Below are 13,661 nucleotides of genomic sequence, written 5' to 3' on the forward strand. Positions count from 1 at the left end.
CGGCGCCTGTTGGCTGTTCGCACTGCGCTTACAGGTTAAAACGAAGCCGTACCCTTCAGCAGAAGCACCGGAACCGTGCCCCGGGAATGACGTCCGCGAGAGCTGATATCAAGCAGCGCCTCCAGCCGATCTCCGCTGTACTCGTCGGTCACGAACGTGAATTCCAGCTCGGTGTCACCCATATTGTAAGTGGGCAGGAAGACGCTGCAGGAGCGATTCTCGGCGAGAGTTACGCCCTCCGGCAGATGCCACTTCAGCTCCAGCCATTGCGGATGGTTCAGGAAGTCGCTTGTCTCCAGCCGCACCCGCACCGTTCTCGGCTCGCCGGGACGGAAGAACGGGTCCTCCTTGTAGTCGAGAATGACCGAGAACGCGATGAAGTCGTACAGCACGGCATAAGGCGCGCGAGCGACGACGTCTCCGAGCTTGGTCGGATTTTTCGGGGGGCCGTAGTTGTACACCCGCGTGCAGTACAGGTCGTCCTTGCGGCAGATCAGCTCGTCGCCTTCCTTCACCTGCAGCGTGTAGCCGCCCGGAGCGAGAATGTCCGCGGTCGGATAACCGAGGAACGAAGGCGTCAGCCGGAGCACTCGCTCGGTCAGCTCGGTGACGGTGGACGGAATGGACAGCGTCGCGCTCAGATTGTGAATGCACTTCGTGTTGATCGCGTCCCCGAGCGGCGCCGTCCATTCCTCGGGCAGCGCCTGGCGGCCCAAAATGATGCCGAGCGTCGCGCCCAGCGTCGCCCCCGTGCAGTCCGTATCCTCCCCGCAATTCACCGCCGTGCACAGACTGAGGCCGAAGTCGTCCTCTCCGTACAGCCAGCCGAGAATCGTAATCCCGATATTGCTCGGGGCGTCCCATCCCGGTTCCCCGACGGCGATGTCGGACTCCATGTCGGCGATCGGCTGGCCCAGCACGCCGAACGTGCCCGGCACGCCGTTCATGACGATTTTCCGCGATTCCTTCCAATCCGCGCCCGAACGGTACGCGTCGATGGCGAGCTTCACGCCGCGAGCTACGCCGCATCCTTCCGGAATGTAGGACAAGCCGATATCGATCAGTCTCCACTTGTCGGATTCCACGAATGCCGCGCTTTGCAGCGCCGCCCAGAACACTTCTCCATACACGCCTTCTCCGCTGTGATCGACGATCGCGTCCTCGTAGGCGTACCGTGCCGCGATCTCCGGAAGCCCCGGAGCGAGACAAGCCCAGATCTCCGAGCGGATGAAGCTGCCGCAGCTGTCCTTGAACGGGTTGCCGACATGGCCGGCCAGCGGGGGAACGAGGCCCATTCTCATGTTGGCTTTGGCCGCTCCGTATTCCGCCCAGTCCGGGATGATGAACGACATCCAATACTCTCCCAAAATGCGAGCATCCACCTGGCGTCCGTATTTCTCGACCGCATTCAGCCATACGAGCTGGAGATCGAGGTCGTCGTTCGGAGGGGGATTCTGGTTGACTTCCTGCGCGTAGCCGGTCAGATCGTAAATCCTCCGCCGGCCTTCGAAGGGAGCTCCGAGCGTGCCTCCGATGTTTTTGCCCATCCAGCAGCCCATCACCTTGTCCCGATAAGTGTTCAGATCCAATCGCATGACAATCCCACCAATCATACATTTTAAACTTCACAAACAAACTATACATGTTATGATTTTAATATTAAATCCTCTGGATAAACCTATAAATTGCACAAAATAAACTTGAAAGGAGTGGAGCGGTATGGCGTTCCTTCACTTTCTGGCTCCTCCGCTGCCCCACTATATCAGCAGCGGAAGGATGCGTTACGAAGCCGGCGATCGCCACCCGAGCCGCAAAGCGATCGAGGTGTTTGACCTGCTTGCGGTGCGCAAGGGGGCTTTGCATATTGCGGAAGAGGACCGGACGTTCGAGGTGCGCGAAGGGGAGGCACTCATACTGCGACCCGACGTCCGGCACTACGGCTCAAAACCATGCGACGAGACGACGGAGTTTTACTGGGCCCATTTTCAGACGACGGGAGAGTGGCAGGCCGGACAGGAAGCGGGGGGCGGCATTCAGGCGGACCCTGCCGAGGAAACGCCATTTTTTCGTCCGATCGAGCGGTTTACGTTGACGCTGCCCCAATATCGCAAGCTCCCGGGAGCGCTTCAGGTATTCGAGTGGCTGGAGGAGATTGCCCGCGCCTCGGAGGAGGAAGAAGGGATCGCCCCGCAGTGGAAGCAGCAGCTGCTGTTCCAGCAGGTGCTGTACGCCCTCGGCAACGCCGAGCGTCCGGCATGGGAGACTTCTCCGCGCCGTCTGGCGGACAGCGTCGCGCAGTATTTGCGCAGCCGTTACGCGGACAAGATCGACCATAACGCGATGAAGGAGGCGTTTCATTTTCATCCCGTGTACATTACGCGATGCATGAAGCAGTATTACGGCTGCACGCCTTTGGAATATTTGAATCATTACCGGATTGAGCAGTCGAAGCTGCTGTTGAAGAACAGCGATCTGCCGATCCAACGGATCGCCGGCGAGACGGGCTTCAACAGCTCGTCCTACTTCATACGCATGTTTACCCAACTGAACGGCGATACGCCCAAGAGCTACAGGGAGTCGTTTCGGGGCGGAGGAGAGGCGACATGAACAAAGGGCTCAAGAGATGGCGCGAACGCTCCATCTATGCCAGGCTGGTCTTCTTCTTCCTGCTCGTCATTATTCCGATTTACGCGAGCAGTCTGCTGGTCAACGACACGGCCAAGCGCAACGTCAAGGAAGAGATTTCCGAATCGATGGCTTCCCGCGTTCATTATTATGTGGGCACGCTGGAGCAGGAATGGGACAAGATCGCCACGTTCAAGCGTCATTTTCTCATCGATAACGATATCAAGCAGCTGAACGAGCTCAGCTACTTAACCGATTACGAAAGCTTGCGGATTGTCAACAGCCTGGAAGACAAACTGGTGCTGATGGAAGAGGCCAACTCGCTCATCGAGTCGGCGACGATCTATCTCCCCCGACGGCAGCTGAGAATTACCAAGAACGGCTACGTCTACGGACTGGAGGCGGAGGAGATCCGGGCATTGAAGGCTTCCCCGGAGACGGGAACGGCTCCGTTCTACTGGCAGAACAAGCTGTACCTGTCTGAATACTATCCGACGCCCAAAGAATGGAACGAGATGCCGGCCTTCGCGCTGGAGGTTCAGGTGTCCGAAGAGCGGATTCGCGGCACGCTCAGCCGAGTCGTTCCGGAGGGGGAAGGCCATGTTCTGCTAGTCGGGCATTCGGGAGACTGGGTCATCGCGGTCGGGAGCAACGCCGAGACGACGGATAAGGTTAAGGAGGCCTTCAAGGAGCTGAACCCCGGGGCGGCAGGCGCCGGCCAGCAAACGGTAACGATGGAGGGGCGGCCGCATCTGCTGACGTACGAAAGCTCCGAGAAGTCGGGGATGACGCTGATCGTCAGCCTGCCCGAGGAGAGAATACTCGGTCCGCTCAATCTGTACCGGAACTGGACCTGGGCGCTGTCGGGACTGGCTCTCGTCATCGTGCTGTTTTTCTCCTGGCAGATTTTCCGTCTGATCCACCAGCCGCTGAAGCGGCTGGTCAGAGCCTTCCGCAGGGTGGAGGACGGCGACCTGACGGTCTCGGTCCAGCACGATCACGCGGACGAATTCCGCTATCTGTACAACCAGTTCAACCGAATGGTCGAACGGGTCGGGACGCTGATTCGCGAAGTCTACGAGCAGAAGATCCGGTCGCAGCGAGCCGAAGTCAAACAGCTTCAATCGCAGATCAGCCCCCACTTTCTGTACAACAGCTTTTTTACGATCTCGCATTTGGCCATGGCTCGCGATCATGCGACGATTGGCAGGATGACGCGGCATCTGGGCGAATATTTCCGGTTCCTGACCCGCAACGACTCGGACGAGGTTCCCTTGTCGAATGAGGTGGCGCACGCGAAAGCCTATGCAGAGATCCAGCAAATCCGTTTTTCCAACCGGCTGGCCATTCAATGGGGCGAGCTGCCGGACGAATGCCTGAGCCTCAAGGCGCCGAGACTGATCGTTCAGCCTCTCGTGGAGAACGCCATCCTGCATGCGCTGGAAAAGAAAGAGCAGGGCGGGGTGCTTGCCTTCTCGGCCAAGCTGGAAAAGGGATCGCTGCAATTGACTGTGGACGATAACGGGGACGGCGCGGGCGACTTCGAGCTGGCGAAAATGAACAAGCTGCTGGAGGACGGCGAGCAGGAGACGACCGGCATCGTCAACGTGCATCAGAGATTGCGGATCAAATACGGTCCGGGCTACGGCCTGCGCTACTCGCGCAACGGTCTGGGAGGCGTTCGCGCGCTGCTGCGCATCCCGGCGGAGGAGACGGAGGAGGAGACGGAATGAGACTGCTGATCGTGGACGACGAGCCCATTATCGTCAACGGCCTAGTCGCGCTGTTCGAGGAGGCGGAGCTGCCGGGCGTGGAGGTATATCGCGCCAGTTCCGCGCAGGAGGCGCTGGATTGGTTGGATAAAACGAAAATCGATCTCGTGCTGACGGACATTCAGATGCCCGGCTTAAGCGGTCTGGAGCTTCAGCGGGAAATTCGTCACCGCTGGCCCAAGTGCAAAATTATTTTCCTGACCGGGTACGACGACTTCTCCTATGCCAGGCAAGCGATTCGGCAAGGGAGCGAGGACTATCTGCTGAAGACGGACGGCTTCGATACGATTCTGGAGCGCGTCGGACAAACGCTGGAGCGCGTTCGCGAGGAAAATCTCGCCTCCGAGTGGATGGAACGCGCGACCTCCCAATATCGCGCCGCGCTGCCGGAGCTTCGGCGGAATTACTTGAACGAGCTGCTGAGCGGAAGCTTGTCCGCGAAGCGGCAGGCGTGGGAACAGTTCGAGCGCTACGGAGTGCCCTTGTCCCCGGAGCTTCCCGTTCTGCTGCTGCTCGGGAGGGTCGACCGATGGAGGGAAGGCATGAGCGACGGGGACAGCGAGCTGTTCCTGTTCGCCTTCCGCAATATCGCCGACGAGTGGCTGTCGCCCAAAGCGAAGGCGGTGTCGCTGCCTCACGAGCGCAACAAGGCGGTATGGCTCATCCAGCCGCGACCTTCGGAAGGGGGAGACGGAGACTGGGCGGCTGCGCACCGCTTCGTGAGAGGAACGCTGGAATCGGTGCAGGAATCATGCCGCCGGCTGCTGCAGCTCAGCGTTTCTTTCGCATTGGCGGACGAGCCGGTCGTCTGGCGGGAGGCCGACGGCAAATTCGCCGGACTGAAATCGATGCTCAGCTTCGGGCTCGGTTCGGACTCGGAGATTCTGCTGACGGAAGGGGATACGGCGGCGGGCAAGCGCGGCGTCCCCTTCGTTAATCGCTCCCGGCTCCGGCAGATCGATCTGTTGAAAACGTATCTGGAGAGCGGTCAGGAGGAGCCCTGCCGGGAGCTGCTCGAATCGCTGCTGAACGTGGACGAAATTCCTCCGCTCTTGATGGAGAGCTATCGGATGGAGGTGTTCCATACGCTTGCCGCCGCCTTTATTTCTTATCTGAATCGCATCGATCTGGACTTCGCGGACAGGAGCGGCCTGGACTTGTCCTTGCTGTCCCGATGGGACGCGCACGGCTCCTGGGATTCGGTTCGATCCTATTTCCTCGCTCTGTCGGACGTTCTGTTTCGGCGAAGAACGGACGAACGAAATAATCGGGAACGAGTCATCGCCGCCAAAGTTCAGAAATATATTCACGAGCATCTCTCCGGCGATCTGACGCTTGTGCAGATCGGCGAGGCGGTCGGGCTGAACCCTTCCTACTTATCCAGACTGTACAAGCAGACGACAGGCAAAGGATTGTCCGACGAAATCGCCGAGGCGCGCATCGCTAGAGCGAAGGAGCTTCTGAGCGACAGTATGATCAAAATCCACGAGATTCCGAAGCGGATCGGGTTGACGTCCGAGCACTATTTTTACAAATTTTTCAAAAGGTCTGTCCATATGACACCTCAAGAATACCGGGACGCCGCTGCGGCGGGACGGATGTAAACAAAAAGCAGTAAAAGTCGAATGTTCGCAGTATCGGAAGCTCTCTCCGGACTTTTATACTGATTTCAGGCCGGACTTGCCGGCTGACGGCGGCTCCGGGCTTGCATCCGCACCAACCGGAGACGCACTGAGGAAATAGAGACGGAGGGGTTATGACATGAAATTCCATTTCAAGAAGAAGCTTGCGTTTGCCACGACGCTCGTGCTCGCTCTGGGCACCGTTCTGGCCGCCTGCGGCTCGAACGACAAGGGCGGTTCCGCTCCGAGCGGAACCTCGGAGGCATCGTCCTCCGGCGGAAGCGGTTCTCCGACGATCGTTAAATGGTGGACTTGGCAGCCGGCTCCGGAGCAGGCGCAGCGGGTCGCCGACGCGTTTAACGCTTCCCACGACGATGTTCAGATCGAGTTCAAGAGCATGCAGTACAACGACTATGTCAACGCGCTGAAGCTGGCCGTCATCTCCAATGCGGACGACGCGCCTGACATCATCGCCCTGCAAGCGGGATCGATGTTGAATTTCTATGATGAATACTTGGAAGATTTGAGCCCGCTTGCCGAGTCCGCTTGGGGCCCCGAATGGGAAGACCGCTACGTCGAGCTTGGCCTGAAGCAGCTTCAGAGCGGCGAGCGCACGACGGCGCTGCCGTACTTCGTATCGGCGACGGGATACTTGTGGTACAACAAGACGATTTTCGACGAGCACGGTCTGCAGCCGCCGACGAATCTGGAAGAATGGAAGCACGTTAACTCCGTGCTGAGCGCCGCTGGCATCACCCCGTTTATCCAGGGAGCCAAGGAAGCTTGGATCGACCAGGATACGTTCATCGTACTGGCGAACCAGTTCGGCGAAGGCAAAATCTATCAGGCGGAAGCCGGCGAAATTCCGTGGACCGACCCGTCGCTCGTGCAAGCGATGGGGGCCTGGAAGACGATGTTCGACGAAGGCATCATGCAGAAGGGCGCGCTGGGCATCGCTCACTACCCGGACGCCTACGACAAGTTCGCCAAGGGCGAAGCCGCGATGATCTACAACGGCACCTGGAACAACAGCCATATGACTCGTACTTCGATCGAAGATCATAAGAAAAAATACGGCATCGACAAGGAATACGAGGTCGTGCCCGTCTTATTCCCGGACATGACGGGAACCGGCGTGAAAAGCAAGCTGTTCGGCGGACCGGACGTGGCGTTCGGCATGTACAAGAACAGCAAGAACAAGGATGCCGCATGGAAGGTGCTGGAGTGGTTCAGCTCGGTGGAGTCGCAAACTATCAACGCCAAGAACGGCAAAAATCCGGCGATCAAGGAGGTGCCGCTCGACGATAGCGATGTCCTCACCGACTTCCAGAAGCAAGCGCTCAAGCTGCAGTCCGAGCAGATGAACGACGTCTCCGGCAAGCGCGAGTTTCTGTATCCGGAGCTGGGAACGGCGCTCAAGGATGCGCTCGATCGCGTCGCCACGGGCGACAAAACGCCGGAGCAAGCGATGCAGCTCGTTCAAGAAGCGTTCGACAAGATCAAGAAATAACAAGCCGTCCGCCGAATCTCCTCACGGGAGGACGCGCCCGCGAAAGCGGGCGCGTTCCTCGTTATCGCACAGAAAGGATGTGACCGAGTGAGCCGCGACGTCTCCGTCGTCTCGAAGAAAAAGGGCCCTCCGTGGACCCATCTTCTGTATATCGCGCCGATGGTCCTGTTGATCGGCATGTTCATCTATTATTCGATTGGTTACATCGGATATGTCAGCTTGCTGGAATGGAACGGCATCAGCTCCCAGAAGACGTTCGTGGGGCTGGCCAACTATCGAGAGGCGCTGCAGGACAAGATCTTCCACAGCGCGTTGGGGCATACGCTCATTTTTATGGTCGCGACCATCGTCATCCAGATGGTGCTCGGCCTGATGCTCGCGATCCTGCTCAAGTCCAAGGTCGTCGGCAAAGTGTTCTACAAAATCGTTTTCTTCATGCCGGTCGTGCTGTCCAACGCGGTCGTCGCTTACGTGTTTCGGCGCATCTTCGACGCCAACGACGGGGAGCTGAACGTCTTCTTCGAAGCGATCGGCCTCGACAGCCTGGCGCTCACCTGGCTGGCCGATCCGAAGCTGGCGCTGCTGTGCCTGATCGGCATCAACGTCTGGCAGTTTACCGGCTTCAGCTTCATTATGTATTTCGCCGGGCTGACGATGATTGAGAAGGAGCTGTACGAGGCCGTCCGCATCGACGGCGGCGGCATTCGGCACATGGTTCGTTATGTTACTTTTCCGCTGCTGCGGTCTACGCATTTCTCTCTCGTCATCTTGGGCGTAATCGGCGCGCTGAAAACGTTCGATATCGTGTACTTGACGACGGGGGGAGGCCCGGCCCATTCCACCGAGTTCCTGTCGACCTACATTTTTACGAAAACGCTGCTCGAATACAATGCGGGCTACGCTTCCGCCCTGTCGATCGTGCTGCTGCTGGCGGCGCTTCTGCTGACGTGGATACAGCTGCGAGCCTATCGCAAATAAGGAGAAAAGGAGGATCCCCGCAATGTTCGATCACAGCTCCAAGGGAGCGACGGCGTTCTATCAGATCGTGCTGACGATATTCGGCCTGATTTTCGCGTTTCCCGCTTATGTCATGGTCAAGGTGTCGCTTGGAGGAGAAGGCTTCGGCAATTACTTGGCCGTGCTCAAGCTCGAGCAGTTTCCGCGATACTTCCTGAACAGCGCCATCGTGTCCGCCGGAACGATCGCGATCGTGTTCGTCTGCGTGCTGCTCGGCGCTTACGCATTCTCGAAGCTGCAATTCCGCTTCAAGAACGGCTGGTTCAACCTGATATTGATCGGTCTGATGATTCCGAGCGTATCGCTCGTCGTGCCGCTGTTCATTACGGTCAAAAATCTCCAGCTGTTCGACACCTATCTGGCCGTCATCGGCCCGATCGCGGCGCTGGCGATTCCGTTTAACCTTCTGCTGATGAAAAACTTCTTCGACGAGGTTCCCAACGGGCTGCTGGAAGCGGCGCGCATCGACGGCTGCAACTCGTTCTCCGCGCTCACGCGCATCATGCTGCCGATGAGCAAGCCGATCGCGATCGTCGTCGTCATCTGGACGTTCCTGAACTCGTGGAACGAATATTTCCTTGGCCTCGTGTTCATGAGAAGCGACAAGATGCAGCTGGTGACGCAGGCGCCGAAGTTTTTCGTGGATACGTACTCCTCCGACATTCACAAAGTGTTCGCGGCGCTCGTGCTGATCAGTCTTCCGGTGCTTGTCTCATACATCCTGCTGCAGAAATATTTCGAGGACGGCATGACCTCCGGCTCCATCAAATAACGAACAAGGGGATACGAATCATGACGATTCGCTATACGGATTACTTCAATAAAGTGTACGGCGGTTGGCTCGGCAAATGCATCGGCGGAACGATCGGGGCCCGAATGGAAAACAACAAAGAATTGATGGACTTCACCGCCGAGAACGTCTTTCCGGAAGTGGTTCCGCCCAACGACGATCTCGATCTGCAGCTGCTCTGGCTGCAGGTGCTGGAACGGCAGGGTGCCCGGCTGAGCAGCAAGGATCTGGCGGACGCCTGGCTGCGGCATTGCTGGTATCCGTTCAACGAGTACGGCTATTTCGTGAAAAATTACCGGCTGGGCGTGCTGCCTCCGGCTTCGGGAACGTTCAACAACAGCTACTTCCATCATTCGATGGGGTGTCCGATTCGCGCCGAGATCTGGGCCTTTATCGCGCCCGGCGATCCGGACAAGGCGGCGGAATACGCGCAGTTGGACGGGCAGCTGGATCATGACGGAGAGGCCGTATACGGGGAGCGGTTCATCGCCGCGCTGGAGGCGGCGGCCTTCGTGGAGAGCGGTCTCGAACGATTGATTGAGATCGGGTTGGGCTACGTTCCGCACGATAGCGCTTTGGCCCGCAGCCTCGCCCTGGTGAGCGAGCAGCGCGCGAAGGGGGCGACCTGGCAGCAGGCGAGAAGAACGCTGCTGAGCCGGTTCGGCACGCCGGACGCCTCGCACAGCGTGCAGAACATCGCGCTGACCGTGCTGGCGCTGCTGTACGGGGGCGGAGACTTCGCCGAGACGATGCTGATCGCGGTCAACAGCGGCTACGATACGGATTGCACGGCGGCGACGGCCGGCGCGATTCTCGGCCAGATCGCCGGAGCGGACGGCTTGCCAACCGACTGGATCGAGCGCATGGGCCCGGATTATGTGATCGGGATCGACGTGGAGCGCCGGACGACGAAAATCCGCGATCTGGCCGAGGACACCTGCCGGGCGGGCCTGTCGCTGCAGCGCGACGGCTTGCTGGCCGCCGAGATCGTCGAGGTGCCTGCGGGGATCGAGCCGTCGCTTCCCGTCGCGCGCCAGCCCGCGGAGACCGAAGTGACCGTGGAATACGTCGGAGAGCCGTCGATTGCGTTCGATTCGCCTGCGGAGGTTCGGGTCGTCGTCGTTCATCGGGGAAACGCATCGATTCAAGGGCAGCTTCGAGTCATGACGCCGGGCGGCATCGTTGCCAGCGTGTCGCTGCTAGAGCTTCGGCTTGAGCCCGGGGAGAGGGTCGCAACGACGATCCGTTTTCGCGTGGCCGATTCGTGCGACCGGCTGCCGCTCGAAAATCTCGTGCAATTGCTCTGGACGCCGGAGAACCGTCCCGCCGTCAAGAGCTCCTTCGGCCTGGCAGGGGCGAGAAGGTTCGAGGCGTTCGGTCCGTTCTGGGATACGTACGATTCGTCGGTTCATACGGACAATCCTTATCGCAACCGTACGCCGGGAGGGCGCTACAACTTCAATAACTTCATTCGTGTGGACAAATGCTATTTGGAAGAGGCGGAGATCGGCGCATTGGGCACGGGGGAAGAGGCGACGATCTTCGATGCCGCGAAGGACAAGCTGCCTCTGGACGACCTGTTCCCTCATGTCGGACCTTCCTGCGTGTACGTGCGGCATCGCTTCGAATCCCCCTCGGAGCGGGAAGCGATGCTCGTCGTCGGCAACAACGACGGCTTCATCTGCTGGCTGAACGGGGAGAAGACGGCCGCCAGCGATGAGGTCGCGATGTGGACGCCGTACAATCACCGCATCGGCGTCAAGCTGAGACAGGGCGTCAACGAGGTCGTATTCAAGCTCGTTCGCCGCGACCGGCATTTCGATTTCAGCTTTAACTTCCAGGGAGACGCCGCGGGCTTCACCGCGCAAGGCAACTTCCTCTCGAACCCGGAGGCCTGGCAGAGGCAGCTGAAATTCCACTGGTTTACCGATTTTACGAGCCTGCGCTAGAGACCCAGCGAGGATCGCTCTTTCGGCCTGCGAGCAGCGGCCGGGGGCGGTCCTTATCGGGTTGAGGCCGGGACCGGCGAGCCCGGAGCCGCCTCGCGAGCCCCTACGGCACGACTTCCCGCCAAATCCTTCCCGCCGAACCCTTTCGCCAGCCCCTTTCGCCAGACCACTTCCTCCGAACCCTTTCGCCAAATCCTTCTGCCAGACTCTTCCGCCAAACCTTCCGCCCGAACCCTTCCGCGCTGTCATCGCCGCTCGCCCGATATTTCTCTTGCATTGCACGCATGACGCCGCTATAATCCCGTATAACGGGAGATGATCTGATGAATTCGAAGCCGAAGGTTTCTTTCCGAACGGTACGCCGCACGAAGCTGGTAGACGACGTCGTTATTCAACTGCAGAAGAAGATTACCGAGGGCGGGCTGAAGGAAGGGGATAAAATCCCGACCGAGCCGGAGCTGATGGAGCAATTCGGGGTTGGACGCTCCACGATCCGCGAAGCCGTCCGGGTTCTGGTGCATGCCGGACTGCTGGAGAAGAAGCAGGGCTTCGGCACTTATCTGAAGCGTGCCGCCGTCATTCGGGAGCCGCTGGACAGCAGGCTGCGCAGAGCGGAAATTATCGAAGTGTACGAGGTTCGGCAGATGATGGAGCTGGAGATGGCCAGGCTGGCCGCAGAACGCCGGGACGAGGACGATCTGGCCGCGATCAAGGAGCAGTTGGACACGCGAAATCGGGCTCTGGCGAACGGCGATATCAAGACGTATCTCGAGGCCGACATCCGCTTTCATATCGCGGTTGCGACCGCCAGCAAGAATGCCGTCGTCGTCGATCTGTACCAGACCTTCTCCGTATTCCTTCGCGAGACGCTGGCCGCGATCTTCGCCCATCCCGAAGGACACGACCCCCAGACGGAGGCGCATACCCGGCTGTACGAATGCATTCGCGACCGCGATTCGGCGGGCGCGGTAGCCAGCGCGTCCCGCTATTTGAAGGGAACTCTCGAAGAGCTGTTCGGCGAGATGGACTAACTTCGTAATCGAGCTTTGCCGTTAAACATCTGATGATAAGATGTTTAATTTCCATTCTATCGTAAGGATGATGCAGAAATGAGCTCCACAACCGCAAGCGACGGGCAGCAAGCCCGGCATATGACCGTATTTTCCGTCTTGTTTATGATCAGCTCCGTACACCTGTTGAACGACGCGATCCAGTCTGTCGTCCCGGCCATGTTTCCGATTTTTCATGAGACGCTTAGCCTGTCTTTCTCGCAGATCGGCTGGATCGGCTTCGCGCTGAACGTGACCGCTTCGATTTTGCAGCCGCTTATCGGTCTGTACACCGATACAAAGCCGAAGCCGTATCTGCTCCCTATCGGCATTTTGTTCACCTTGGCGGGGGTGGTGGGGCTGGCGCTTGCGCCGTCCTTCATCTTTATCATGCTTGCCGTTGTTTTGATCGGCATCGGCTCTTCGGTGCTCCATCCGGAATCGTCGCGGGTCGCTTATTTGGCGGCCGGCAGCCGGCGCGGGCTGGCGCAGTCGATTTTTCAGGTCGGCGGCAATATGGGCCAGGCGCTTGCGCCGGTCATGACCGCGCTCATTTTCGTACCGCTCGGGCAAAAAGGGATCGCCTGGTTCGCGATCGCCGCGATCGTCGCCTTGATTCTCCAGACGAAGGTCGCTTACTGGTACAAAGGCAATCTTTCGGCCCGCCCGAAGACCGCCAGGAAGGAAGCGGCTTCCGGACCTGTCGGCCCAAGAGGGACGATTATAGGCGTATCGCTGGTCATTTTGCTGCTGCTGCTGTTCTCCAAATTCGTGTACGTCGCCAGCATGACGGGCTTCTATGCGTTCTACGCGATCGACCGCTTCGGCATTACGGTCGATCAGGCGCAGCTGATTTTGTTCGCTCTGCTGTTTGCCGGCATGGCCGGGACGTTTTTCGGCGGGCCGCTGGCCGACCGGCTGGGACGGCGCAACATGATCTGGTTTTCGATTCTGGGCACGGCTCCGTTCTCTCTGCTGCTTCCCTATGCTCACAGCATGCTCTGGGCGGTCGTATTGTGCGTCTTTATCGGCTTTATTCTGATGTCGGGCTTCTCGGTCATCGTCGTCTATGCGCAGGAGCTGCTGCCGAATAAAGTCGGCACCGTCTCCGGACTTGTGTTCGGCGTGTCGTTCGGGCTCGGCGGGGTCGGCTCGGCCGTGCTCGGCAAGGTGGCGGACGCGTCCGGCATCGATCTGGTCATTCAAGTGTGCGCGTATTTGCCGCTGCTCGGTTTGTTGGCCGCATTCCTGCCGACGGACCGCAAGCTTCAGGCGCTGTCCGCTGCGCCCGATTCATCGCCGGCAGTTGCCAAAGCGTAAACGCCAC

10 protein-coding genes are annotated in these 13,661 nt (G+C 59.1%); 9 read left to right on the forward strand and 1 reads right to left on the reverse strand.

What is annotated here, in order from left to right; translation table 11 throughout:
- Positions 1–35: 35 nt before the first annotated feature.
- The gene (locus tag ACFO3S_RS10080) at positions 36–1,595 is read right to left on the reverse strand and encodes an ADP-ribosylglycohydrolase family protein (RefSeq protein WP_378094976.1); all 1,560 of its coding nucleotides are present in this window, start codon (positions 1,593–1,595) and stop codon (positions 36–38) included.
- 124 nt (positions 1,596–1,719) lie between these two features.
- Between ACFO3S_RS10080 and ACFO3S_RS10085 the strand changes: the two genes are divergently transcribed.
- The 9 genes from ACFO3S_RS10085 (at position 1,720) to ACFO3S_RS10125 (ending at position 13,654) form a co-directional block, all read left to right on the forward strand.
- Positions 1,720–2,607 (forward strand): helix-turn-helix transcriptional regulator, encoded by an 888-nt coding sequence (locus ACFO3S_RS10085; RefSeq protein ID WP_378094978.1) that lies wholly within the window; start codon positions 1,720–1,722, stop codon positions 2,605–2,607.
- Positions 2,604–4,358 (forward strand): sensor histidine kinase, encoded by a 1,755-nt coding sequence (locus tag ACFO3S_RS10090; protein ID WP_378094980.1) that lies wholly within the window; start codon positions 2,604–2,606, stop codon positions 4,356–4,358. Before ACFO3S_RS10085 ends, ACFO3S_RS10090 begins: the two co-directional genes overlap by 4 nt.
- Positions 4,355–6,001: a response regulator gene (locus ACFO3S_RS10095; RefSeq protein WP_378094982.1), complete on the forward strand. Its 1,647-nt coding sequence runs from the start codon at positions 4,355–4,357 to the stop codon at positions 5,999–6,001. Before ACFO3S_RS10090 ends, ACFO3S_RS10095 begins: the two co-directional genes overlap by 4 nt.
- Before the next feature lie 157 nt (positions 6,002–6,158).
- Positions 6,159–7,529: an ABC transporter substrate-binding protein gene (locus ACFO3S_RS10100; protein WP_378094984.1), complete on the forward strand. Its 1,371-nt coding sequence runs from the start codon at positions 6,159–6,161 to the stop codon at positions 7,527–7,529.
- An 87-nt stretch (positions 7,530–7,616) separates the two neighbouring features.
- Positions 7,617–8,507 carry a carbohydrate ABC transporter permease gene (locus ACFO3S_RS10105; RefSeq protein ID WP_378094986.1) on the forward strand — a complete coding sequence of 297 codons (891 nt, stop codon included), beginning with the start codon at positions 7,617–7,619 and terminating at the stop codon, positions 8,505–8,507.
- A 22-nt stretch (positions 8,508–8,529) separates the two neighbouring features.
- Positions 8,530–9,318 carry a carbohydrate ABC transporter permease gene (locus ACFO3S_RS10110; RefSeq protein WP_378094988.1) on the forward strand — a complete coding sequence of 263 codons (789 nt, stop codon included), beginning with the start codon at positions 8,530–8,532 and terminating at the stop codon, positions 9,316–9,318.
- A 20-nt stretch (positions 9,319–9,338) separates the two neighbouring features.
- On the forward strand, positions 9,339–11,285 hold the full coding sequence (locus ACFO3S_RS10115) for an ADP-ribosylglycohydrolase family protein (protein ID WP_378094990.1): 1,947 nt from the start codon (positions 9,339–9,341) through the stop codon (positions 11,283–11,285).
- Positions 11,286–11,608: 323 nt separating this feature from the next.
- Positions 11,609–12,316: a FadR/GntR family transcriptional regulator gene (locus ACFO3S_RS10120; RefSeq protein ID WP_378094992.1), complete on the forward strand. Its 708-nt coding sequence runs from the start codon at positions 11,609–11,611 to the stop codon at positions 12,314–12,316.
- A 78-nt stretch (positions 12,317–12,394) separates the two neighbouring features.
- Positions 12,395–13,654: an MFS transporter gene (locus ACFO3S_RS10125; RefSeq protein WP_378094994.1), complete on the forward strand. Its 1,260-nt coding sequence runs from the start codon at positions 12,395–12,397 to the stop codon at positions 13,652–13,654.
- Positions 13,655–13,661: the final 7 nt, after the last annotated feature.

It is taken from the genome of Cohnella hongkongensis, assembly GCF_042654645.1.
Lineage (GTDB): Bacteria > Bacillota > Bacilli > Paenibacillales > Paenibacillaceae > Cohnella > Cohnella hongkongensis.